At 63.3% G+C, this 23,381-nt stretch carries 18 protein-coding genes and 2 CRISPR repeat arrays; of the genes, 8 read left to right on the plus strand and 10 right to left on the minus strand.

The annotated features are described in order from the left end of the window. The first annotated feature begins 103 nt into the window (after positions 1 to 103). Positions 104 to 551: direct repeats of the CRISPR family, unit length 28 nt; unit sequence TTTCTGAGCTGCCTACACGGCAGTGAAG. A gap of 250 nt (positions 552 to 801) precedes the next feature. Then, positions 802 to 966: a hypothetical protein gene (locus tag ACGI6K_RS19025; RefSeq protein ID WP_435576099.1), complete on the minus strand. Its 165-nt coding sequence runs from the start codon at positions 964 to 966 to the stop codon at positions 802 to 804. A gap of 252 nt (positions 967 to 1,218) precedes the next feature. On the opposite strand from ACGI6K_RS19025, the gene cas1f reads away from it, so the two are divergent. Together cas1f and cas3f are read left to right on the plus strand one after the other, a co-directional pair. Then, entirely contained in the window at positions 1,219 to 2,196 is a 978-nt protein-coding gene (cas1f, locus tag ACGI6K_RS19030) for a type I-F CRISPR-associated endonuclease Cas1f (protein WP_376948010.1), read from the plus strand. Further along, a complete protein-coding gene (cas3f, locus tag ACGI6K_RS19035; RefSeq protein ID WP_376948011.1) occupies positions 2,193 to 5,588 on the plus strand; it encodes a type I-F CRISPR-associated helicase Cas3f in 3,396 nt (1,131 codons plus the stop codon). Before cas1f ends, cas3f begins: the two co-directional genes overlap by 4 nt. 9 nt (positions 5,589 to 5,597) lie before the next feature. Here cas3f and ACGI6K_RS19040 read toward each other — a convergent pair whose 3' ends face one another. Both ACGI6K_RS19040 and ACGI6K_RS19045 read right to left on the minus strand, forming a co-directional pair. Further along, complete coding sequence (locus ACGI6K_RS19040; protein ID WP_376948012.1) at positions 5,598 to 6,014, minus strand: type II toxin-antitoxin system VapC family toxin; 417 nt, start codon at positions 6,012 to 6,014, stop codon at positions 5,598 to 5,600. Further along, a complete protein-coding gene (locus ACGI6K_RS19045) occupies positions 6,011 to 6,280 on the minus strand; it encodes a FitA-like ribbon-helix-helix domain-containing protein (protein ID WP_376948013.1) in 270 nt (89 codons plus the stop codon). Before ACGI6K_RS19045 ends, ACGI6K_RS19040 begins: the two co-directional genes overlap by 4 nt. Positions 6,281 to 6,739: 459 nt before the next feature. On the opposite strand from ACGI6K_RS19045, the gene csy1 reads away from it, so the two are divergent. The 4 genes from csy1 to cas6f are packed head-to-tail and all read left to right on the plus strand — an operon-like array spanning position 6,740 to position 10,750. Then, on the plus strand, positions 6,740 to 8,095 hold the full coding sequence (gene csy1, locus ACGI6K_RS19050; RefSeq protein ID WP_376948014.1) for a type I-F CRISPR-associated protein Csy1: 1,356 nt from the start codon (positions 6,740 to 6,742) through the stop codon (positions 8,093 to 8,095). Continuing rightward, on the plus strand, positions 8,092 to 9,090 hold the full coding sequence (csy2, locus tag ACGI6K_RS19055; protein ID WP_376948015.1) for a type I-F CRISPR-associated protein Csy2: 999 nt from the start codon (positions 8,092 to 8,094) through the stop codon (positions 9,088 to 9,090). The genes csy1 and csy2 overlap by 4 nt, the downstream gene beginning before the upstream one ends. A 27-nt stretch (positions 9,091 to 9,117) precedes the next feature. Next, entirely contained in the window at positions 9,118 to 10,173 is a 1,056-nt protein-coding gene (csy3, locus tag ACGI6K_RS19060; protein WP_376948016.1) for a type I-F CRISPR-associated protein Csy3, read from the plus strand. A gap of 10 nt (positions 10,174 to 10,183) precedes the next feature. Beyond that, positions 10,184 to 10,750, plus strand: a complete 567-nt coding sequence (cas6f, locus tag ACGI6K_RS19065) for a type I-F CRISPR-associated endoribonuclease Cas6/Csy4 (protein WP_376948017.1) — start codon at positions 10,184 to 10,186, stop codon at positions 10,748 to 10,750. A 130-nt stretch (positions 10,751 to 10,880) separates the two neighbouring features. Beyond that, positions 10,881 to 11,689: a CRISPR direct-repeat array (repeat unit 28 nt; unit sequence CTTCACTGCCGTGTAGGCAGCTCAGAAA). Between the two features lie 183 nt (positions 11,690 to 11,872). Here the strand turns inward: cas6f and ACGI6K_RS19070 are convergent. Beyond that, positions 11,873 to 12,058 (minus strand): hypothetical protein, encoded by a 186-nt coding sequence (locus ACGI6K_RS19070; RefSeq protein WP_376948018.1) that lies wholly within the window; start codon positions 12,056 to 12,058, stop codon positions 11,873 to 11,875. Between the two features lie 118 nt (positions 12,059 to 12,176). Further along, on the minus strand, positions 12,177 to 14,351 hold the full coding sequence (gene yccS / locus ACGI6K_RS19075) for a YccS family putative transporter (protein WP_376948019.1): 2,175 nt from the start codon (positions 14,349 to 14,351) through the stop codon (positions 12,177 to 12,179). A gap of 525 nt (positions 14,352 to 14,876) precedes the next feature. On the opposite strand from yccS, the gene ACGI6K_RS19080 reads away from it, so the two are divergent. Further along, the gene (locus ACGI6K_RS19080; protein ID WP_376948020.1) at positions 14,877 to 15,359 is read left to right on the plus strand and encodes a GreA/GreB family elongation factor; all 483 of its coding nucleotides are present in this window, start codon (positions 14,877 to 14,879) and stop codon (positions 15,357 to 15,359) included. Between the two features lie 54 nt (positions 15,360 to 15,413). Here ACGI6K_RS19080 and ACGI6K_RS19085 read toward each other — a convergent pair whose 3' ends face one another. The 5 genes from ACGI6K_RS19085 to thiI all read right to left on the minus strand — a co-directional run bounded on the left by ACGI6K_RS19085 (position 15,414) and on the right by thiI (position 21,617). Continuing rightward, the gene (locus ACGI6K_RS19085; protein ID WP_376948021.1) at positions 15,414 to 16,349 is read right to left on the minus strand and encodes a DUF808 domain-containing protein; all 936 of its coding nucleotides are present in this window, start codon (positions 16,347 to 16,349) and stop codon (positions 15,414 to 15,416) included. 211 nt (positions 16,350 to 16,560) lie between these two features. Beyond that, entirely contained in the window at positions 16,561 to 16,839 is a 279-nt protein-coding gene (locus ACGI6K_RS19090) for a DUF3509 domain-containing protein (protein WP_376948022.1), read from the minus strand. A gap of 169 nt (positions 16,840 to 17,008) precedes the next feature. Beyond that, complete coding sequence (locus ACGI6K_RS19095; protein ID WP_376948023.1) at positions 17,009 to 17,524, minus strand: M48 metallopeptidase family protein; 516 nt, start codon at positions 17,522 to 17,524, stop codon at positions 17,009 to 17,011. 676 nt (positions 17,525 to 18,200) lie between these two features. Continuing rightward, entirely contained in the window at positions 18,201 to 20,021 is a 1,821-nt protein-coding gene (typA, locus tag ACGI6K_RS19100; protein ID WP_376948024.1) for a translational GTPase TypA, read from the minus strand. A 141-nt stretch (positions 20,022 to 20,162) separates the two neighbouring features. Then, complete coding sequence (gene thiI, locus ACGI6K_RS19105) at positions 20,163 to 21,617, minus strand: tRNA uracil 4-sulfurtransferase ThiI (protein WP_376948025.1); 1,455 nt, start codon at positions 21,615 to 21,617, stop codon at positions 20,163 to 20,165. Between the two features lie 324 nt (positions 21,618 to 21,941). Here thiI and glnA point away from each other — a divergent pair, with 324 nt between their 5' ends. Then, entirely contained in the window at positions 21,942 to 23,345 is a 1,404-nt protein-coding gene (gene glnA, locus ACGI6K_RS19110) for a glutamate--ammonia ligase (protein ID WP_376948026.1), read from the plus strand. Positions 23,346 to 23,381: the final 36 nt, after the last annotated feature.

A 23,381-nucleotide genomic window follows, 5' to 3' on the forward strand; every position in this document is an offset into this window, starting at 1 on the left:
GGCACAGACCCGCGAGGCCACGGCACAAGCGATCGAGCGACTCGGCCGCATCGAGGTACTGCCGAACAATACCGGCTTCAGCCTGCTCGGCGTCCCTAATGTCTTTGTGGGCTGCTTATACGGCAGTGAAACATCTTTATAGGCTTTGCATACCGCCGGCCCGTTTCTGAGCTGCCTACACGGCAGTGAAGAAGGCCTATGGCCAAGCGATGATTATTGCGACTTTCTGAGCTGCCTACACGGCAGTGAAGCAATAGCCTCAAGATGGCGGGTCACGGCAGCCTTTCTGAGCTGCCTACACGGCAGTGAAGCGCATCGTCTCCGAGTTCTCCGGGCGAGGCGTTTTCTGAGCTGCCTACACGGCAGTGAAGCTAATAGTGGTCTTTCCGGTGGCGTCGTCGTATTTCTGAGCTGCCTACACGGCAGTGAAGCCTGAACCCGGCACAGTGCGCGTCGTCGTGCTTTTCTGAGCTGCCTACACGGCAGTGAAGGATGCGTCCTCCGAGCTACAGCGCCGCGCGCCTTTCTGAGCTGCCTACACGGCAGTGAAGTAGCGATTCAAACAGCCAACCCCTTGCTTCGCAAGGAAAATTCCGGTTCGCAGCGCGATGACCCATAAAATCGGGCGAAGATGCAAGTCCTTGTTTTTAAAGAGCCTGCAGCGTGCCCTGGAAAAAAGGGTCGGAATCGGGGAACGGTTGCACCGTTGCCTGGACCACTTTGGCACTATGCGGCCTCGCCGCTCCAAACGCAGTGAGCAATTTTCTTGGAGGTAGACACCGTCCCAATACTGCATCAGTTTCACCAGGCGACATGCCGTCCATGAATTCCAGGATGCAACCAGGCGGATTGCCTGTCGAGCTGGCTCAACGGGTCGAAGGCCGTCTCGGTGTAGTCGATCGTCCACCAGGCCAGGTATTTCCTCGCGTACACCCGCGAATGCACCTGCTCCCCTCCCTCGTACACAGGCCAGCATCCCACCGTCTAGCGATTCTCCATACCCTCCAGGACACGCCGGGATCTCGTCCTTATGGCAAGCTGGAGTCGCAGCGACCGTTCGGATGACATGACACCTTGACACACTCCGGCCCGCCCAGTGGTCCCCCATCGAACCCTTGGAGAAGTTTGTCCGCTCGAAAAATTTATATGTATAAATAACCACTCTTCGCCTTGCCGACACCAAGGCCTGGCCAGCCATTCGCCATCACGAGTTTTGCCATGGACGACTTTTCCCCCTCCGACCTCAAAACCATCCTGCACTCCAAGCGGGCCAATCTCTACTACCTCGAGCACTGCCGTGTGCTGGTCAACGGCGGACGGGTGGAGTACGTCACCGACGAGGGCAAGCGCTCCCTGTACTGGAACATCCCCATCGCCAACACCACCACGCTGCTGCTCGGCACCGGCACTTCCATCACCCAGGCGGCGATGCGCGAGTTGGCCAAGGCTGGCGTGCTGGTGGGATTTTCCGGCGGAGGCGGCACCCCGTTGTTCAGCGCCAACGAAATGGATGTCGAAGTCGCCTGGTTCTGTCCGCAGAGCGAATACCGCCCTACCGAATACCTGCAGCGCTGGGTGTCCTTCTGGTTCGACGACGGCAAGCGCCTGGAGGCCGCGAAGGCTTTCCAGCGCTCCCGGCTGGAACTGATCGAACGCCAATGGCTGGACGGTCGCTGGCTGCGCGACGCCAATTTCCGGGTCGACTCCGGACAGTTGAAAGGTCTTCTGGCACGCACCGGCAAGGCACTGGAGGCGGCTCCGGACAGTACCTTCCTGCTCACCGAGGAAGCCCGCCTGACCAAGAACCTGTTCCGCCTCGCGGCGCAGGCGGTCGGCTATGAGGACTTCGTGCGGGCCAAGCGCGGCAGCGGCGGCGATCCGGCCAACCGCTTTCTCGACCACGGCAATTATCTGGCCTACGGTCTGGCCGCCACCGCCACCTGGGTGCTCGGACTGCCCCATGGCCTGGCCGTGCTGCATGGCAAGACCCGCCGCGGCGGCCTGGTATTCGACGTGGCCGACCTGGTCAAGGACGCGCTGATCCTTCCCCAGTCCTTCATCTCCGCCATGAACGGCGACGAGGAGCAGGAGTTCCGCCAGGCCTGTCTGGAAAACCTGGCGCGCAGCGAAGCGCTCGACTTCATGATCGACAACCTGCAAGCCGTCGCCCAACGGCTGGGCGGAGCGCGCCCATGAACGTCCTGCTGATCTCCGAGTGCAGCAAGCGCGCCCTGAGCGAAACCCGGCGCATCCTCGACCAGTTCGCCGAGCGCCGGGGCGAGCGCACCTGGCAGACGCCGATCACCCAAGCTGGTCTGGACACCCTGCGCAAACTGCTGCGCAAGACCGCCCGTAAAAATACCGCCGTCGCCTGCCACTGGATTCGTGGCAAGGATCACAGCGAACTGCTGTGGATCGTCGGCGACGCCCACCGCTTCAACGCTCAGGGCGCAGTGCCGACCAACAGCACCCGGCGCAACGTGCTACGCCGGGAAGACGAGAACGACTGGCACACGGGCGAAGATATCCGCCTGCTGGCGCAACTGGCTGCGCTGTTCCATGACTTGGGCAAGGCCAGCACCGCATTTCAGGAACGGCTGCGCGGGAAACTGCAGGAAAGAAACCTGTACCGACACGAATGGGTGTCGCTGCGGTTGTTTTTGGCGTTCGTTGGTCAGGCGGGGGATGAGGATTGGTTGCGGCGGTTGGCTGAGCCGGAGGCGTTCGACGAACAGCTCTGGCTTGCTGCTGGCCGCTATCAGCGAGATGGATTGGATGGCGGCGATCCATATCCATTTTGCGATCTGCCAACCCTGGCTGCTGCTGTGGGCTGGCTGATCGTGACTCACCATCGCCTGCCGATGGTGCCGGTCGAGAAAGAAGGCAAGCAGGAATGTCTCGGCAGACGTTCGCATCGCTTCAGTCAGGCTTGGCTGGAAACCCCGCTGGCCCAAGTCGCGCACAACTGGAATGAAATCCGCCAGCAGGCCGAACGCGCACAAGTCGAATCCTATTGGCAGGCTGCCGGCCCACTGCCCGTCATCGAGCCGAAATGGCGCGCACAGGCCGCGCGATTGGCCAGGCGTCTGCTGGAGCGTTATCCGCAACGCCAAGGCGATTGGCTCGACAATCCCTACGTCATGCACCTGGCGCGCTTGAGCCTGATGCTGGCCGACCACCACTACTCCAGCCTGCCGAAGGATTCGCCGTTACGCGTGAAAGGCGACGGCAATACCCGCCTGTTCGCCAACACCGACCACGACGGCAACCTCAAACAGCCGCTGGACGAACACCTGCTCGGCGTGGCCCGCGATGCCGGGCTGATCGCCCACGGTTTGCCCGGCTTCGAGCGCTATCTGCCGCGATTGGCCAACCACCGCGGCCTGCGCAAGCGCAGCGCCGACCCGAGATTTTCCTGGCAGGACAAGGCTGCCGACGCCGCCGTCTCGCTGCGCGAGGCTGCCCACGAACACGGGGCTTTCATCGTCAACATGGCCTCCACCGGCTGCGGCAAGACGCTGGCCAACGCCCGCATTCTCTATGCCCTGGCCAATCCGCAAAGGGGCTTTCGCGCCACCTACGCCCTGGGCCTGCGTACCCTGACCCAGCAAACTGGACACAGCTACCGCAACGACCTGCATTTGGGCGAAGGCGAACTGGCGATCCGCGTCGGCGGCTCGGCTAGCCGAGCCCTGTTCGAATACTACGAGCAGAAGGCCGAAGCACACGGCTCGGCCTCGGTTCAGGGCCTGATCGAAGAAGACAGCCACGTCCTCTACGAAGGCGTCGCCGCCGACCACCCGCTACTGTCGCGCGCCCTCCACGACGCCGACATCCGCAACCTGCTGTCCGCGCCGATGCTGGTCTGCACGGTGGATCACATGGTCCCCGCCACCGAAGCGCTGCGCGCCGGCCGGCAGATCGCGCCGATGCTGCGCCTGATGAGCGCCGACCTGGTGCTCGACGAACTGGACGACTACGACCTCGACGACCTGCCCGCACTGACCCGACTGGTACACTGGGCCGGCATGCTCGGCACCCGCGTGGTGCTGTCCTCGGCCACGCTGCCGCCGGCACTGGTCGAAGGCATGTTCCTGGCTTATTACGCCGGGCGTATTCACTACCGGCACAATCGCGGCAGCGATGGCGGGCAGCATGCGAAACAGGTCGAAATACCCTGCTTGTGGGCCGATGAGTTCGGTGCGCAGACCGCGGTCTGTGCGGATGCGTCGACCTTCGCCGACCAGCACGGCCAGTTCGTCGGCAAGCGCGCGGCGAAACTGGAAAAAGCCGAGCCGCTGCGGCGGGCCGAGTTGGTGCCGCTGGACATCGCCAAGAACCTGCCGGAAGCGAAGGTCCGTGCCGAGTTCGCCCGGCACCTGCGCGACGCCTGCCTGCGCCTGCATGGCGATCACGCCGAGACCGATCCCGTCAGCGGCAAACAGGTCAGTTTCGGCATCGTGCGCATGGCCAACATCGACCCGCTGTTCGACGTGGCGCGCGAACTCTTCGCGCTCGGCGCGCCACAGGACACCCGCATCCATCTATGCGTCTACCATGCGCGTTTCCCGCTGGCGCAACGCTCGGCCATCGAGCACCAGCTCGATACCGCCCTCAACCGGCGCGGCGACGGGCAGGAGGTCTACCGCTTGCCGACCATCCGCGCCGCGCTCGATGCCCATCCGGAACAGAACCACCTGTTCGTCGTCCTCGCCTCGCCCGTCTGTGAGGTCGGCCGCGACTGGGACGCCGACTGGGCCGTGGCCGAACCCTCGTCGATGCGCGCGCTGATCCAGCTCGCCGGGCGTGTGCAGCGGCATCGACGCAAATCGCCGGCGACCGCCAACATGCTGGTATTCGACACCAACCTCAAGGCTCTGGAAGCCGGAGACAGCCAGCGCCCGGCTTTCATCCGTCCGGGTTTCGAGGACGAAGAACGCTTCCTGCTGACATCCCACCGGCTGCGCGCCGTCTGGCCGGGAACCAGGGAACGGTGTATCGACGCCCGGCCACGCATCCAGCCGCGGCTTGCCGATGAGATGGACCCGTGCCACAACTGGATCGACCTGGAACACGCTCGTCTGCAAGCCGCGATGCTGCCGCAACCCGTGCCGGCGCTAGCAATGGGTCGCCGCCGCCGTGGCGGCACGGTGCCGACACTGGAACGCGACCAGGCTGTGCCGTCATGGCTACATCCTCAGGCACGGCTGACCGGCGTGTTACCACAGCAGCAGCCGTTCCGTGCCGACGAGCGTCTCGATGCCACACTGGTTTTTTTGCCCGACGAGGATGGGGAAACCCTGATTCCACATCGCATCGAGAATAACCCGACACGACGCGGCATGCAGATCCACGTCCCGGCACCGGAAATGCTGCATCCCGTCAAACTGCAGCGTGCATCCGGCATTGCGCCATGGGGCGGTCTCGACCTGTCGCAATTACTTGCACACCTGACCAAACTGGCCGAAACCGAAGACATGCCGCTGGATGCGGCCGCGCACAAGTTCACCGTGGTCGAAGTGCCGCACAACGAGCATGGCTTGCGCTGGCACTGGCATCCATGGCTAGGCTTCGGCTCCACACGTTGAGAACACGCCTCAATGCCAGGGATCGACCAGCGCGATGCCGCAGCCCTCGAAATCCCGCACGTTGCGGGTCGCTAGCCTGGCCCCGTGCGAACGCACGATGCCGACGATCATCATGTCCGACTGGCTCGACGGCCGCCCTTGCGCGCGCCGCAAGGCCGCAAGCTCGGCATGGGCATCGGCAGCGGCTTCGTCGTAAGGCAGCACGCGGCCCGCCATGTCCGTGGAGAAGATCGCTTCGATCTCTTGGAATATCTCATCGCGACGTTTGCCAGCCGGAAGGCGCTGCGCGCCGTAAAGCATCTCGCCACGCGAAATCGCCGTGGTGAACAGGATATCGCCCGTCTGCTTCTCCAACCACGCTAGCACCTTGGGCTCTGGGATCGGGCGCATCAACTCGGACAGGATATTGGTATCGAGCACGATCACGGATCGAACTCGGGCCCGCTAAAATCGGGCGGCTCGCGCATCAACTCACGTGGCGGCAGATCCAGTTCGATGCCGCCGAACCGCTCCATCCGCGCCCGGATGGCCTTGACCAGCGCGGCCCCGGTATGGGCTTGCGGATCGGCGTCGAGCGCTGCCCGCAGGATGCTGCGCGCCTCCTCCTCCATCGAACGCCCATGCTGCGCCGCCCGCACGCGCAGGCGCGCCTTCACGTCGTCGTCAAGGTTGCGGATGGTCATGGTAGCCATGGGGAAACCCTCCGGAAGTGACTGCAATGATTGCATTGTAGCCACTTCCGGAGGCAACAAGCTGCCTGCTCGGCAGTAAATGTGGCTTCGAAAGAGGGAGCACAGTTTTCTGAGCTGCTTTTCCAGCAGTAAGCATCTCTAGCCACGAATATTAGGATAGCAAGGGAGGGAACAGTGGTAAATGAAAGTGGGAGCACAATGGAATTGACGAGCCAGAAGAAAGGCGCAATCATAAAAACGCCCCCAGTCGCTGCAACGACTGGGGGCGTTGATAACAGCCCGCCGGTTGGTCCCAGCCCAACGCACGAACGGTAGCCGTGCAGGAGGATAGAGATGTGCGTAATCAGCGCATGACCTTATTAGCCATTTGAGCGGATAACACCGCATCCCTACGGCGGCGGCAAGCTGCCGTGGGGATTCTACACGTACGCCTCGTCAGAGGCATATAAAAGGACTTTCATGAACGAAGTAACAGGATCAGAACCTCGTTCCAATCGCTTTCGCACCACCATCGCCACCTTCATCGAAGCCCGGCGCGAAGCCAAGCTGAAGGGCAAGGACGACGATGCCGGTACAGCCTCGAAATACGAGTACGCTACTTGGTTGGCCGATGCCGCACGTCGGGTAGGGCAGATCCAGGCGGTCACGCACGTACTCAAGGCCACGCACCCGGACGCCCGCGGTAGCAGCCTACATATCGACCCGGTCATGCTGCCCCAGCATCGCGACATCGGTAGTCACCTGCTCGGCGAGGACTACGCCGAGGATGTGGTCGGTAATGCCGCGGCGTTGGACGTGTTTAAGTTCCTCAAGCTCGACGTGGACGGCAAGCGCCTGATCGACTGGATGCAAGCCGGCGACGCGGACCTGATGGCGGCCTTGTCGCCGGACTCCACGCTGGCGAAGACGTGGATGGAGGCATTCGCCTCGCTGGTGCGCAAGGATGCCGAACCGACCACCCATCCGATGGCCAAGCAGGTCTACTGGCTGGTCGGCGAAGACCCCCTGGACGACAGCCAATACCACTTGTTGCAACCGATGTTCTCCAGTTCGCTGGCCCATGCCGTGCATGCAAACATCCAGGACGCGCGCTTCGGCGAGGGCAACAAGCAGGCGCGGCAGGCTTTCAGGGACAAGCAGCCCTCCGATGTGCCGTACCGCGATTATCGCAACCTAGTGGCCCGCAAGCTTGGCGGTACAAAGCCGCAAAATATCTCCCAGCTCAACAGTGAACGCGGCGGCATCAATTACTTGCTGCCATCGCTACCGCCACCGGCGTGGCAAGCGGACGGAGGTTCCGGCATCTCGAAGCGGAAATCGGCGTTCGAGGTGTTTCTGTGGTTCGGGGATGTGCGCAAGCACACGACCGCATTGGTTAATTACCTGCTGTCCGTACAGGACAAGGCCGGCAACAAGGGCATCCGCGACACGCGCGACGAACGGGTCAAGCAGATTGCCGAACAACTGGCCCTGTTCGGCGTCGCTATCCGCGGGCGCTATCCCGCCGGCTGGACGCGCGCGGACGACTGCCACCTGCTGCAGTGCGAACGGCTGTGGCTGGATCCGGAGCGGGCGGACCCGGAGCACCTGGGATGGACCGATGAAGACGAAGCCTTCAAGGCCGAATACGACCGCGGCGACTGGGCCGACGAGGTCGCTACCCACTTCGGCCTGTGGCTCAACAAACAGATGCACAAGGCGAAACTGGTGACGATGGCATTGCCCGAGCTCAATCACTGGGTGAGCCACATCCTCCTCGACGTGGCCTGGCCCACGCCGCTGCGACGCCGCGCCAAGGTGGAGGAGCTCGCGTGAACGACGACTTCCCGCGCTTCACCCACCTTCTAATACTGCCGCACCTGCGCATCCAGAATGCCAATGCCATTTCCAGTCCGCTGACCCATGGCTTTCCGTCGATGACGGCATTCCTGGGCCTGCTCTGGGCATTGGAACGCAAGGCGCGCAAAGCCGGCATTGCGCTGGAATTCAATGCGATCGGCGTGATTAGCCACGGCTGGCAGGAACAGGTGAACGACGGCGGTTTCGTCAAATCGTTCCGCCTGACCCGCAACCCCGTGGACAAGGACGGCAGCACCGCCGCCATCGTCGAGGAAGGCCGCATCCATCTCGATCTAAGTCTGGTCATGGCCGTGCATGCCGAACCCTGGGATGCACAGGCGCAGGCGGCCGACCTTGCCACTATTGCCAACCTGTTGTCCGGCATGCGCGTGGCCGGCGGCACCGTGCTGCCGGCCACGCAGCCGGACTCACGACGCCATCAGCCGTGGCTGGCCGACTTCACCGGCAACAGCGCCGACAGACGGCAGGCCTTCCGCGAAGTCTGCGTACGCCTGTTGCCCGGTTCGGCTCTGGTGGCGCGCGAGGACCTGATCGACCAGCGGCTAGCGCAGATGCAGGCCGAAACCCCGCAAGCCACCCGATTGGATGCCTGGCTGTCGCTGTCGCGCATCAACTGGTGCTACCAGCCGGATGGAAACGGCGGCAAGGGCCGCTGGATCAACGACCGCCCGAAGGGCAGCGGTTGGATCGTACCCATCCCGATAGGCTATGGCGCGCTCGGCGAATTGCACGCGCCCGGCAGCGTTGCCAATGCCCGTGACATGGACGTGCCGTTCCGCTTTGTCGAAAGCCTATATTCGGTCGGCGAGTGGATCAGCCCGCATCGCCTGCATTCGCCCCAGCAACTGCTCTGGTACGCCGATAACCAGCCCGACGACGGCCTCTACCGCTGCCGCAACGACTACCGCCCGGCTGCCGATGCCTTCGAGCAGCTCTACGATTTCGACTGATTGTCCCGCACGACAAGGAATCTCATCATGTCCAAAGAGCTCGAGACCGCTTCCGTCCTCGCTTTCGAACGCAAACTCGATCCATCCGATGCGCTGTTCTTCTCGGGTAACTGGGATGCGCGTGACAAGCCAATCGTCTGGCAGCCGGTGAAAATTCGAGAGAAATCGGTGCGCGGCACCATCTCCAACCGGCTCAAGACCAAGGATCAAGACCCGGCCAAGCTCGATGCCGCCATCGAGAATCCCAACTTGCAGAGGGTGGATGTGGCTGCGCTTTCACCGGATACCGACACCCTGAAGGTTCAGTTCACCCTGCGCGTGCTGGGCGGTGTCGGCGAACCTTCCGCTTGTGGTGGTAAAGGCGCCTCGGACTACCGCAGAAAGCTGGTCGCCACCGTCGCCGGCTACGTGCAGCAGCACGGCTTCGGCGAACTGGCGCGCCGCTATGCCGCTAACCTCGCCAACGGCCGCTTCCTGTGGCGCAACCGCATCGGTGCCGAACAGGTGGAAGTGCGGGTAGAACACCTGAAGGACGGCAAGCCGGCCACACAGTGGACCTTCCAGGCACTCGGCCATTCTTTGCGCGAACTGTCCACTCCCGCCAGCGCAGCGAGCGACCTCGCAGCACTCGCCGCGCTGATCGAATCCGGGCTGGCGGGTGCCTCGCACGTCCTGCTCCGGATCACCGCATTCGCACGTATCGGCGCAGGCCAGGAAGTCTTCCCTTCCCAGGAACTGATCCTCGACCGCGGTCGCGGCAACAAGAGCAAGACCCTGTATGCCGTGGGCGAAGGCGACAATGCGGTCGCCGCCATTCACTCGCAGAAGATCGGCAACGCCTTGCGTACCATCGACACCTGGTACCCGAACGAAAGTGGCGAACCGCTCGGCCCCATCGCCGTGGAACCCTATGGCTCGGTCACCACCCAGAGCAAAGCCTACCGCCAGCCCAAAGCCAAGGCGGACTTCTATACCCTGCTGGACAGTTGGGTACTCAAGGATAAGCAGCCCGACGAAGGCGACCAGCATTTCGTCATCGCCACGTTGATTCGCGGCGGCGTCTTTGGGGACGCCAACAACTGAGGGGAAGCGCATGGACAGCTATATCGACATCCACTTGCTGCCAGACCCGGAATTCGCCCAGAACCAGTTGATGAACGCCCTGTTCGCCAAACTGCACCGGGCCTTGGCGCAGAGGCAGACATATGACATCGGCGTGAGCTTCCCGCGAATGCGCTCCAAACCTCGCACCCTCGGCGACCACCTGCGCCTGCACGGCTCGGCGCAGGCACTGCAGGCCCTGATGGTGCTCGACTGGCTGAGCGGCATGCGCGACCACACCAACATTACCGCTCTGCAGCCCGTACCAGCAGGAGCCCGGTACCGGGTGGTACGTCGCGTCCAGAGCAAGAGCAATCCCGAACGCCTACGCCGACGCCTGGCGAAAAGACACGGCCTAACCGAGGAGCAGACCCACGAGCGAATACCTGAAACGATGGAAAGCCGCATGCTGGACTTGCCCTTCATCGCCCTGCGCAGCCAGAGCACCGGACAGAACTTCCGGCTGTTCGTCGAACAGGGCGAACCGCAGGAGCAACCGCTCACTGGAACCTTCACAGCCTACGGCCTGAGCAACGGCGCGACCGTACCCTGGTTCTGACCCTTTTTTCCGGGGCGAACTGCAGGCTCTTTAAAAACAAGGACTTGCATCTTCGCCCGATTTTATGGGTCATCACGCTGCGAACCGGATTTTTCCTTGCAGAGCAATGGGTTGGCTGTTTGAATCGCTGCTTCACTGCCGTGTAGGCAGCTCAGAAAGCCGAACCAGTTGCGGACGAACGCCGCCGTGCCTTCACTGCCGTGTAGGCAGCTCAGAAATTACTCCAGCCCGGCCAACCTCTCGCCGATATCTTCACTGCCGTGTAGGCAGCTCAGAAATGCAAGCCGGACATCTTCGCAGCGACATACGACTTCACTGCCGTGTAGGCAGCTCAGAAAATTGACGGCATGACCTTCGCCTTGCGCCCTCCCTTCACTGCCGTGTAGGCAGCTCAGAAAAACTACCAGGACCTGCTCAACAACGACGTCTACTTCACTGCCGTATAGGCAGCTCAGAAAAAAGAGGTATCCGGCGCGCTGCTCGAACTCTACTTCACTGCCGTGTAGGCAGCTCAGAAATGCCCTACTGCCTGTCGTTCGAGCAATACCTCCTTCACTGCCGTGTAGGCAGCTCAGAAATAGCACCGTCATTCCTTTCGGCGATCCGAAAGCTTCACTGCCGTGTAGGCAGCTCAGAAAGGACCGAGACCGATGCCGTGACCATGGCCATCCTTCACTGCCGTGTAGGCAGCTCAGAAAAGCCGCCGATGAAGTTGCAGGCGACCCGCATCCTTCACTGCCGTGTAGGCAGCTCAGAAATGCTCGCAGTTAACCAGCAGCATGATTGCCCTCTTCACTGCCGTGTAGGCAGCTCAGAAACAGCTCAGCCAGCACTTCAAGCGGGGTGTCGTCTTCACTGCCGTGTAGGCAGCTCAGAAACGCATCGGCGTACTGGCTGTTCCAGGTGATCTTCTTCACTACCGTGTATGCAGCTCAGAAAACGAAGCCTGCCGAACAGGCGCCTGCCGCGGATCTCCTAGGGGTTCATGCGGCCCAGATCGTCCCAGTTGGTGCCGCTCGGCAGCTTGACGCGCACGCTGCCCTGCACCGGCTTGCCCTTGCTCATGGTGACACCCTGGACGGGCTTGTCGGACAGGTCGTAGCGCGCATCCAGCAGACGCCGCTAAGTCTGCATCAGGCTGGATTTATCGCCCGCGAGGCATTCCTTGATGGTGGCGAAGTCCTCGGTGATCGCCACCGGCGAGTAGCTGATCGGTCTCTCCTCCTGGGCCACCCGGACGCTGTCGGCCAGACTCAGCGCCAGGGTGATCGGGATCGCCAGGCCCGCTTTTATTGTCGCTTTGCTCATGGAGGGTCTCCCTACGATGGATGTCCAGAGGCAACAGCAACAGGCATAGACGAGCGCAGCGGAAAAGACGAATCGCCGGAAAGCGGGACGGCCGGAGCGCCCGGCCGGCCGCCGGCGATCAGTGCGCCAGGTTCCGTTGCAGGGGCGCGGCGAGACTGCGCAGTGGCGCTAGTTGGCCGGCGATCAGTGCCAACTGGTTCTGCACCAGACGCAGCCCGTCATCCTGCTCTTCAGGCAACTGTTCGAGATGCCGGAGCAGCGCCTGCTCGGTCTCGTCGTGCTCGGCCACCGGACGGTTGCCGGCGAGTTCCTGGGCGATCTCCTCAAGACTATTGGCTAGGCGTTCGGCAGCCTCGTCGAGTAGCGGGCGGCACTCGGCCTCGGGCAACTGCTCGCGATGTGCGCCGAGCGCGGAGAGGTAGCTCAGCAGGGTGTGGGAAAGGACTAGGAAGCGAAAGCCGACATCCGCCTCGCGGCGGAACTGGCCGGGCTCCATGAGCATCCCGGCGAGGGTGGTGGACAGCGCCGCGTCGGCGTTGTGCGCGTTGCGCCGGGCCAGGCGGTAGGCCAGGTCGTCGCGCTTGCCGCTGCGGTACTGCAGCATCAGTTGGCGCAGATAGTGGGCGTTGCACGCTAGGGTGTTGGCCAGCACCCGGTTCAAATGGCGGTCCTGCCAGTCGGGGAGGATCAGGAACACTGCGAGACCGGCGATCAGGCTACCGAGCAGGGTGTCGATCAGACGCGGCCAGATCAGTCCGTAGCCGTCGCCGACCTGGTTGAAGCAGGCTAGCACCAGTAGGGTGATCGCCGCGGTGGCCAGAGTGTAGTGGCTGGTCCGGGCGGCGAAGAACACCACCCCGGCGACCACCGCGAACAACGCCTGCACGTGCAGGCTGGGGAAGAGGGTGAACAGTGTCCAGCCGGCCAACAGGCCGAGTACGGTGCCGAGGATGCGCTGGCGGACCCGGCGGCGGGTGGCGCCGAAGTTGGGCTGGCAGACGAACAGGGTGGTCAGCAGTATCCAGTAGCCCTGAGTCGGGTGGATCAGGTGCAGCAGACCGTAGCCGGCGGAGAGCGCCACGGCCAGGCGCAGGGCATGGCGGAACGGCCGCGATGCCGGCGTCATCTGCTGGCGCAGGCGGCTTAGGGCCTCACCGAGCGACTGCGGCTCGCGGTCGAGCAGGCTGTTGTCCTGGGCATCGGCGAGGGCGTCGGGGTTGCGCGCATCCTGCAGCAGGCGGTCGAGACGAATGAGGTTGTCGGCCAGCGCGCCGAGTGAGTGCAGCAGGTGGCGCCAGGCCGGATTGCTCTGCATCCGCAGGTGCGCCAGCGAAGTGTGCAGGTCTTCGAGGGCCTGGCTCTGATCGACGTAGTCGAACGGCTGGCGCAGTTCGATGGCCCGCGCCAGGGCCAAACAGGACTTGCCTTGCTGGCGGATCACCAGGTGGCAGCGAAACAGCACGTCGCTGTGAAAGAAGGCCTCGGCCAGCGCGTTGTATGGATAGTGCGAGGAACTGCCGCGCTCGTGGATGTCCTGGGCGAGGAAGTACAGCTTCAGGTAGCGATTCACCTGCGGCGACGGCCGGCCGTTCTCGACCCGGTGCAGAATGATCTCCTTGGCGGCGTTCAGCGCAGCCACTACCCGGCTGTTCCGCTGCGCCAGCTCCAAGCGGCGCTGCCCCACGTCGAGGTGGCGCACCGGATCGAACAGCGACGCCTTGAGCTTCAAGTACTCGCCCAGCTCGCGGAACACCTGGGCCAGGCTCTGCTGGATCGGCTGGGTACTGAACAGCGCCTGCCAGATCACCGAGAGCACGCCGTACCAGGCGGCGCCGGCGACCAGCACCAAGGGCTCGCGCCACAGATCGACCGGCGGCCCGCCACGCTGGTGGATGCCGATCATGGTATAGATCGACAGGATCAAGGTGCCCGAAGCGATGGTCGCATAGCGCTCGCCCAAGGCCCCTAGCATGGTCAAACCGAAGCTGGACAGCGCCAGGGCGGCGGCGAACCTCCAGGGATAGGGGAACAGCAACTCCACGGCGAAGGCCGCGGCGGCGAAGCACGCCAGGGTCACCAGCAAGGCCTGCAGACGGCCCTCCCAACTGTCGTCGGTTTCCGCCAGGGCGCTGGCGATGATGCCGAGGAACAGTGGGATGAGCAGGTCCATGCGGTCTAGGACCCAGCACAGCGCCATGCTGCCGGTGAGAGCGATAAACACCCGCAGGCTGTAACTGAAGACATGATGGGCCCAGAGCTGGCGGAGTGACTGGCTAAACGGAGTCGAGGGCATGGAGTCGGCCTAGTGGTGGGGACGGAGCATTGTAGGCACAGGTTTGGCGAGGCGGGAGACTGGTGGCGGCAGTGAAGGGACACATACGGCGGCGAGGCTCTGTACTTCAATTTTTGAGCTGCCTAAGCGGCAGTGAAGGAGTAACCCACGTGAATCAACGTTCCAATCTCTTTCTGAACTGCCTACACGGCAGCGAAGTCGCCGAAGCTTAAACAAGAAACCCCCGCACTTTTTCTGAGCTGCCTACACGGCAGCGAAGCACGGTAGATATTGTGGAGTTCTTCAATCTGGTGCTGCAGCGCAGGCCTGAGCGCGGAGGAGAAGGCCAATCTGGTGGCCTTCCTGCGTACGCTCCGAGAGGCTTCGCGAGGGACGCCACCGCGCTCGTCCCTCGCGCGACGGTGGGACTTGCAGGCGCGGCCGAATCGCAATCAACTATGAGCCTCGTGATGCTGGCCGCAAGCCGGCGCTTCTCGCCCGGCCGGATGCCGCCGGGCTTTCCTTTTCCAGCCCCGACGCCTTCCGATGAGCAAAGCCCGCGTATTGCAACTGATCCTCGCCCGCCTGGAGGACGATCTCGCCCTCGCCCAGGTCGCCGTACAGACGGCCCACGAGGCGGCGATCCACGAAGAGAGTATCGCCGAGAACAAATACGATACCCGTGGCCTGGAAGCGGCCTATCTGGCCGCTGGCCAGTCGCGCCGGCTGGAGGAAATCCGCCAGGCTTTGAACCGCTACCGGAACCTGCAACCGCGTCCCTTCGATGCCGGGCGCGGCATCCAGTTGACCGATTTGGTGCGTCTGGTCGACGGGCAGGGCGTGGAGCAGACATTGTTTCTCGGCCCGGACGCGGCTGGACTCAAGGTGCGCGACGGCGACCGGCAGGTGATGGTCATCACCCCGCGCTCGCCGCTCGGCCAGCGCCTGCTCGGACGCGGCGAGGGAGACGAGATCGAATTGACGCTGTCCGGGGCGCTCCAGCGTTACGAGGTGCTGGAGGTCGGTTAAACGAGCCGGGCCATTCCTCCAACGATGCCGACGGAACGGCCGGGCCGAGCGCGCTCAGCGACCGAAGGCTTTCATGACGCGCTTGACCAGCGTGACGCCGGCCAGCACCAGGCCGCCGGCGACGATGCCGACCAGTGCGTTCAGCACTGTCGGCAGCAGCGCCGAAAGGATGCTGCCGACGTTCGGCAAGCCGTTGGTGGTGGCTTCCAAGCCGTGCAACCAGTGGGCCAGGAACGGCAGGCCATGCACCAGGATGCCGCCGCCGACCAGGAACATCGCCGCGGTGCCGAGCACCGACAGGGCTTTCATCAGCCAGGGTGCCGCCGCCAGCAGGCCCCGGCCCAGCCGGTTCAGCAGCGCGCTGGGCTGGCGCTCCAGATAGAGGCCGAGGTCGTCCAACTTGACGATGCCGGCGACCAGTCCGTAGACGCCAAGGGTGATGATCAGCGAGATGCCTACCAGCACCGCGACCTGGGTGGTGAAGGAAGCCTGCGCCACGGTACCGAGGCTGATGGCGATGATCTCGGCGGAAAGGATGAAGTCGGTGCGCACCGCGCCCTTGATCTTGTCCTGCTCGAAGGCAACCAGGTCGATGTTCGGATCGGCCAGCGCGGCGCTCAGTTCGGTACGCTCGGTCTCGTCCTCGGCGGTGCTGTGGGTCAGCTTGTGCGCCAGCTTCTCGAAACCCTCGAAACAGAGGAAAGCGCCGCCCAACATCAACAGCGGGGTGATCAGCCAGGGCGCCAGGGCGCTGATGAGCAGCGCGGCGGGTACCAGGATCGCCTTGTTGCGCAGCGAGCCCTTGGCCACCGCCCAGACCACCGGCAACTCCCGCTCGGCCGCGACGCCGGTGACCTGCTGGGCGTTGAGGGCGAGATCGTCGCCGAGCACGCCAGCGGTTTTCTTCGCCGCGAGCTTGGTCATCACCGAGACGTCGTCGAGCAAGGTGGCGATATCGTCGATCAGGGTCAGCAGACTGCTACCAGCCATGAAAAAACTCCTTCTGGGAACGGCCAAACGGGTATTGACGGATCTGGCGGAGCCGCCAGTAAAGCAGGTCAGGATGAAGCGGCAAAGATAGCGGGAGAAAACGGGAGGGATTTTCGTCGGTTGCACCCGCCGGCCCGGCAAGATACCGGGCCAGCGGGCGAGCGCACCTCGCTCCGAGGCGAAGGCCGTCCCGGAGCTCCGGTCTTCGCTATCAGTGGATGGCGTAGGTGGGCAAGCGGAGGCGGCTCTGGCTCTGCAGTCTGGCGACCATCGGCGCCTCGCCGGCCTCGATAGCCAGGTCGCGCTGTATGGCGCTGATCAGCCAGTCGAGCTGCAGGCTATTGCGCATCTGATCGAGAGACAGGGCGCGGCGCATCACCGGCCGGCCGTCCTGCCGCAAGGTGAAGAGCAGGCTGCCGTCCGGACGCTGCTTGAGGAGAACTTGATACTCGGGAAAAGCGGCAACAAGAGTTTCTTCTATCTGCTTCATTGGCTACCCCCTAATCATATGGTCCTGCGGCGGAAAAAAGGCAGGTTTCATGCCAAAGGCAATTACCCTATGAATCAATGAGTTGCAGAAAAACCTTAAAAGCATATCCGGTAAAATGCAAGAAATTACCCAGGCGCAGCGTGCACTTTGCCGGATGGGAAGGAAAGGCTCAGCGCCCCGGCAAGGCATCCTGCCCGCCCAGATCGCGCCAGGTCAGGTAGACGCGCAGGTCGAATTCGAGCTGCTGATAACCGGGCAACATGTGCTCGCAGAGCTGGTAGAAGGCCTTGTTGTGCTCGAACTCGCGCAGGTGCGCCAGTTCATGCACCACGATCATGTCGAGGAACTCCGGCGGCGCCTCGCGGAACAGCGTGGCCACGCGGATCTCCTTCTTCGCCTTGAGCCTGCCGCCCTGCACCCGCGAAACCGCGGTATGCAGGCCGAGGGCGTTGCGCAGCACGTCCAGCTTGCTGTCGTAGAGCACCTTGTCGATGCCCGGCGCGTTGCGCAGGTACCGCTGCTTGAGCTCCATAGTGTAGGCGTACAGCGCCTTGTCGCTCTGCACGGCATGACGGCCGGGATAGCGCTTGGCCAAGTAGTCGCCCAGGCGCCCCTCGGCGATCAGCCGGCGGACCTGATCCTGCAGGTGAGACGGGTAGGCGGCGAGATACTTGAGCGGGGTCATGCCAGGATCTTCCTCGGTTGTACGGACGATTCGACGAGGGGGCGGCGTCGCTCCGAAAGCCTACCAGCATCGGCAACGCAGCCCCATCGAACGAGCGGGAGCCACGGACAGCAGGCGCCCACGAACGGTAAGACATTCATGCGCAAGACCCTGCTCGCTTAGGGCTTGTTGACGTTTGGGCGTAGGCCGCGACGGAGGCCCGTTTAGCACAGAACAAGGAACGAGGAGAGAAGTTTGGTCATTCCAAATGAACGACGAGCGACGCCGTGCTGCGCCAAACGGGCCCCGTCCCTACGGGTGGGGCCGCCCAGGCTGCGCGGCAAATGCCGCCATGCGGCGTTGCGGGTCTTGGCAAAAGAATGACCATTGCCGGCGACCCGCGCCTTGCCGAACGCGGCCCGGCCTGGCGGCATTTGACGCGGCAACGCGGCTCACGCCCAAACGTCAACAGGCCTTAGCCACGGCCTTCGCAGACGCGTAGCTGAAGCGACAATTGCCGTGCGCCAGCCCGCTTCGGCGCACGGCAACCCGAGCTCTTCCGCCTTTCCCTCCGAAAACCGCTCCGGCCGAACCTCTCGGATCCGAACGGACGCAGGCTGAGCATTGCGAACGCCAGGCGGCAAAAAAAGCCCTGCCGGCACGCCGGCAGGGCTTTTTCAGCATCAAGCGTTTCGACTCAGACCTTGCTGCGCTCGTAGCGCTTGCGGTCGTTCTCGTTGAGCAGCTTCTTGCGCAGGCGGATCGACTTCGGCGTCACCTCTACCAGCTCATCCTCGTCGATGAACTCCAGCGCCTGTTCCAGGGTGAACTTCAGCGCCGGAGTCAACTGGATGGTCTCGTCCTTGCCGGAAGCACGCATGTTGTCGAGCTTCTTGGCCTTGGTCGGGTTGATCACCAGGTCGTTGTCGCGGCTGTGGATGCCGGCCAATTGGCCTTCGTAGACCTCCTCGCCGGGCGACAGGAACAGCTTGCCGCGGTCCTGCAGGGTTTCCAGCGAGTAGGTCAGCGCGGTGCCGGTGGCCATGGAGACCAGCACGCCGTTCTGCCGGTGGGCCACTTCGCCGGCCTTGATCGGGCCGTAGTGGCTGAAGGTGCTGGTGAGGATGCCGGTGCCCGAGGTCATGGTCAGGAAGGCGTTGCGGAAACCGATCAGGCCACGCGCCGGGATGGTGTATTCCAGGCGGATACGGCCCTTGCCGTCCGGGATCATATTGGTCAGGTCGCCCTTGCGCAGGCCCATCTGCTCCATCACCGGGCCCTGATGCTGCTCCTCGATGTCGATGGTGACGCTTTCGTAGGGCTCCTGCTTCTCGCCGGCCTCGTTCTCGATGATCACCACTTCCGGGCGGCCCACGGCCAGTTCGAAGCCTTCGCGGCGCATGGTCTCGATCAGTACGGACAGATGCAGCTCGCCGCGACCGGAAACCTTGAACTTCTCCGGGCTGTCGCCCTGCTCGACGCGCAGCGCCACGTTGTGCAGCAGTTCCTTGTCCAGGCGGTCCTTGATGTTGCGGCTGGTGACGAACTTACCTTCCTTGCCGGCGAACGGCGAGTCGTTGACCTGGAAGGTCATGCTCACGGTCGGCTGGTCGACGGTCAAAGGCGGCAGGGCCTCGACGTTCTGCGGGTCGCACAGGGTATCGGAGATGTACAGCTCCTCCATGCCGCTGACGCAGACGATATCGCCGGCGGTGGCCTCCGGCACCTCGACGCGCTGCAGCCCGTGGTGGCCCATGATCTTCAGGATGCGGCCGTTGCGCTTCTTGCCGTCGGCGCCGACGGCAGCTACCGGACTGTTGGCCTTGACGGTGCCGCGGGCGATGCGGCCGATGCCGATCACGCCGAGGAAGCTGTTGTAATCTAGTTGGGAGATCTGCATCTGGAACGCCCCATCGACGTCCACCACCGGGGCCGGCACGTGGTCGATGATGGCCTGGAACAGCGCATCCATGTTGTCATCCATCTTCTCGTGGTCGAGCCCGGCGATGCCGTTCAGAGCGCTGGCGTAGACGATCGGGAAGTCGAGTTGCTCGTCGGTGGCGCCGAGGTTGTCGAACAGGTCGAAGATCTGGTCGATCACCCAGTCGGGACGCGCGCCGGGGCGGTCGATCTTGTTCACCACCACGATCGGACGCAGGCCGGCCTTGAACGCCTTCTGGGTCACGAAACGGGTCTGCGGCATGGGGCCGTCCTGGGCGTCGACCACCAGCAACACGGAGTCCACCATGCTCATCACGCGCTCCACCTCGCCGCCGAAGTCGGCGTGGCCGGGGGTGTCGACGATGTTGATGCGGTAGCCGTTCCACTGGATGGCGGTGTTCTTGGCCAGGATGGTGATGCCACGCTCCTTTTCCTGGTCGTTGGAGTCCATCACGCGCTCGTTCTCGGCCTCCTTGCGATCCAGGGTGCCGGAGAGCTTGAGCAGCTTGTCGACGAGGGTGGTCTTGCCATGGTCGACGTGGGCGATGATGGCGATGTTGCGCAGTTTTTCGATCACGGTTCTATCTCGATGAAAGCCTCCAGCTAAGGGCTGGAGGCTGAAAAAGAAAGGCTGGCCGGCGTCCCCGGCAGCGACGGTTCGGACGCTCAGCGGTCGGGAGGGCGGTGGCGGATGCTGCCACCGAGCAACCCCGGCAACCTATGCCGGACGATAAACGCGCACATTGGCATGTCCCTCGCTCAGCAGGTGATGAGCATGCAGGCGGCTCATGACACCCTTGTCGCAATAAAGAAGGTATTGGCGGTTGTTGTCCAATTCCTTGAAGCGGTTGTTCAACGCATAGAAAGGCAGTGCCCGCACCTCGACGCCGGGCAACTCCAGCGGCCCGTCCTCGACCGTCTCCGGATGGCGGATGTCGAGGACGATCTGTCCGGCCAGGACCTCGCGGACCTCCTCCACGCAAATCTCCTCGCCCAGTTCGTCGATCACCCGGTCGATCGGCACCAGGCGGGCGCGCTCCAGAGCACGCTCAAGGATCGCCATGTCGAACTGGCGCTCCTCGTAATCGACGCGGTCGCGCCTGGCGCGGGTGGTCGGATTCACCGAGATCACCCCGCAGTATTCGGGCATGTGCCGGGCGAACTCGGCGGTGCCGATGCGCATCGCGGTGTCGATGATGTCCTGCTTGTGGCTGGCGATCAGCGGGCGCAGCACCAGCATGTCGGTGGCCGAATCGATCACCGAGAGGTTCGGCAGGGTCTGGCTGGACACCTGGGAGATGGCTTCGCCGGTGACCAGCACGTCGATCTTCAGGCGCTCGGCGACGCGCGTGGCGGCGCGTAGCATCATGCGCTTCAGGATCACGCCCATCTGGCTGTTGTCGACCTTGCCGAGGATCTCGCCGACCACTTCCTCGAAGGGCACGCTGACGAACAGCACGCGCTGCGAGCTGCCGTACTTCTGCCAGAGGTAGTGGGCGACTTCCATCACCCCCAGCTCGTGGGCGCGCCCGCCCAGGTTGAAGAAGCAGAAATGGGTCATCAGCCCGCGGCGCATCGTCTGGAAAGCCGCCACGGTGGAGTCGAAGCCGCCGGACATCAGCACCAGGGTCTGCTCCAGGGCGCCCAGCGGGTAACCACCGATGCTGTCGTGTTGGCGGTGGACGACGAACAGGCGCTGGTCGCGGATCTCCATGCGCACTTCCACTTCCGGAGCGCTCAGCGAGACGCCCGCGGCACCGCACTGCTGGCGCAGGCAGCCGCCGACGTAGCGCTCGACCTCCATCGAGGTGAAAGGATGCCTGCCGGCGCGCTTGCAGCGCACGGCGAAGATCTTGCCGGGCAGTTGCCCGGCGTAGTGGCGCTTGCACTTCTCCAGGATGTCGTCGAGGTCGCCTAGGGGATACTCGTGCACCTCAAGGAAGTGGGCGATACCGGGCGTGCAGCACAGCCGCTCGATCATCTCGCGCAACAGGCGCGGCTCCTCGACCGCGGTCTCCACCTCGAGGTTGTCCCACACGCCCGTCACCGCCAGCTCCGGATCCAGGTCGCGCAGCACGGTGCGGATGTTCTTCGCCAGTTGGCGAATGAAGCGCTTGCGCACCGGCGGGCTCTTGATGGTGATTTCCGGGAAGACCTTGACGATGAGTTTCATGGAGGCTGCACGGGCCGGTCAGGCAAAAGAGGGGGCGAGATTATAGCGGATCTTGCTCAAGACTTGACCAACTATCGGCAAGGCGGCCGCAGCGCACCAAAATGAAATAAATATCCTGACCTAGGCACATAAACAGAGCAGAAATTTTCGCCAGAATAGCCGGTACCGGGCAGGCTCGACTGGCGAAGAATTCCCCCACTGCGCCAAGGCAGTGGCATGAAACTTGCTCCCTTGTGGCGCGGCTTGCCTTGGCGGATGATCGCCGCCCGGTTTTACCTGAATTCCCGAGGGTCTTTTCGAGGCTCTCTCCACCTGGAGGACAACATGTCGAAGTCGCTTCAACTGATCAAAGAATATGACGTGAAGTGGATTGATCTCCGCTTCACCGACACCAAAGGCAAGCAGCAACACGTAACCATGCCGGCGCGTGACGTGGACGACGACTTCTTCGAATACGGCAAGATGTTCGACGGTTCCTCCATCGCCGGCTGGAAGGGCATCGAAGCCTCCGACATGATCCTGATGCCGGACGACAGCACCGCCGTGCTGGATCCGTTCACCGAAGAGCCGACCCTGATCATCGTCTGCGACATCATCGAGCCCTCGACCATGCAGGGCTACGATCGCGACCCGCGCGCCATCGCCCGCCGCGCCGAGGAATACCTGAAGTCCACCGGCATCGGCGACACCGCCTTCTTCGGTCCGGAGCCCGAGTTCTTCATCTTCGACGAAGTGAAGTACAAGTCCGACATTTCCGGCTCCATGTTCAAGATCTTCTCCGAGCAGGCTGCCTGGAACACCGACGCCGACTTCGAAGGCGGCAACCAGGGCCATCGTCCGGGCGTCAAGGGCGGCTACTTCCCGGTTCCGCCGGTCGACCACGACCACGAAATCCGCACCGCCATGTGCAACGCCCTGGAAGAGATGGGCCTGAAGGTCGAGGTTCACCACCACGAAGTGGCCACCGCCGGCCAGAACGAGATCGGCGTCAGCTTCAATACCCTGGTGGCCAAGGCCGACGAAGTGCAGACCCTGAAGTACTGCGTGCACAACGTCGCCGACGCCTACGGCAAGACCGTGACCTTCATGCCGAAGCCGCTGTACGGCGACAACGGCTCGGGCATGCACGTGCACATATCCATCGCCAAAGACGGCAAGAACACCTTTGCCGGCGAAGGCTATGCCGGCCTGTCCGACACCGCCTTGTACTTCATCGGCGGCATCATCAAGCACGGCAAGGCGCTGAACGGCTTCACCAACCCGTCGACCAACTCCTACAAGCGTCTGGTCCCCGGCTTTGAAGCCCCGGTCATGCTGGCCTACTCGGCCCGCAACCGTTCCGCCTCCATCCGCATCCCCTACGTCAACAGCCCGAAAGCCCGCCGCATCGAAGCGCGCTTCCCGGACCCGTCGGCCAACCCCTACCTGGCTTTCGCCGCGCTGCTGATGGCCGGCCTGGACGGCATCCAGAACAAGATCCACCCCGGCGATGCCGCCGACAAGAACCTGTACGACCTGCCGCCGGAAGAGGCCAAGGAAATCCCGCAGGTGTGCGGCAGCCTGAAGGAAGCCTTGGAAGAACTGGACAAGGGCCGCGCTTTCCTGACCAAGGGTGGCGTCTTCTCCGACGACTTCATCGATGCCTACCTCGAGCTGAAGAGCGAAGAGGAAATCAAAGTGCGCACCTTCGTGCACCCGCTGGAATACGACCTGTACTACAGCGTCTGATCCAGCCGGCGATACTCCGGAAGGCCTCCTCGGGAG

Origin of the sequence: Azorhizophilus paspali, assembly GCF_043587585.2 — a bacterium.
GTDB classification, from domain to species: domain Bacteria; phylum Pseudomonadota; class Gammaproteobacteria; order Pseudomonadales; family Pseudomonadaceae; genus Azotobacter; species Azotobacter paspali.

Coding starts and splice junctions, on each gene's coding strand:
- glnA (WP_376948026.1), top strand. CDS start 21,942: ATGTCGAAGTCGCTTCAACTGATCAAAGAATATGACGTGAAGTGGATT.
- ACGI6K_RS19090 (WP_376948022.1), bottom strand. CDS start 16,839: ATGAAGCAGATAGAAGAAACTCTTGTTGCCGCTTTTCCCGAGTATCAA.
- yccS (WP_376948019.1), bottom strand. CDS start 14,351: ATGCCCTCGACTCCGTTTAGCCAGTCACTCCGCCAGCTCTGGGCCCAT.
- cas6f (WP_376948017.1), top strand. CDS start 10,184: ATGGACAGCTATATCGACATCCACTTGCTGCCAGACCCGGAATTCGCC.
- ACGI6K_RS19095 (WP_376948023.1), bottom strand. CDS start 17,524: ATGACCCCGCTCAAGTATCTCGCCGCCTACCCGTCTCACCTGCAGGAT.
- cas1f (WP_376948010.1), top strand. CDS start 1,219: ATGGACGACTTTTCCCCCTCCGACCTCAAAACCATCCTGCACTCCAAG.
- ACGI6K_RS19085 (WP_376948021.1), bottom strand. CDS start 16,349: ATGGCTGGTAGCAGTCTGCTGACCCTGATCGACGATATCGCCACCTTG.
- csy1 (WP_376948014.1), top strand. CDS start 6,740: ATGAACGAAGTAACAGGATCAGAACCTCGTTCCAATCGCTTTCGCACC.
- csy3 (WP_376948016.1), top strand. CDS start 9,118: ATGTCCAAAGAGCTCGAGACCGCTTCCGTCCTCGCTTTCGAACGCAAA.
- ACGI6K_RS19080 (WP_376948020.1), top strand. CDS start 14,877: ATGAGCAAAGCCCGCGTATTGCAACTGATCCTCGCCCGCCTGGAGGAC.
- thiI (WP_376948025.1), bottom strand. CDS start 21,617: ATGAAACTCATCGTCAAGGTCTTCCCGGAAATCACCATCAAGAGCCCG.
- ACGI6K_RS19045 (WP_376948013.1), bottom strand. CDS start 6,280: ATGGCTACCATGACCATCCGCAACCTTGACGACGACGTGAAGGCGCGC.
- cas3f (WP_376948011.1), top strand. CDS start 2,193: ATGAACGTCCTGCTGATCTCCGAGTGCAGCAAGCGCGCCCTGAGCGAA.
- ACGI6K_RS19070 (WP_376948018.1), bottom strand. CDS start 12,058: ATGAGCAAAGCGACAATAAAAGCGGGCCTGGCGATCCCGATCACCCTG.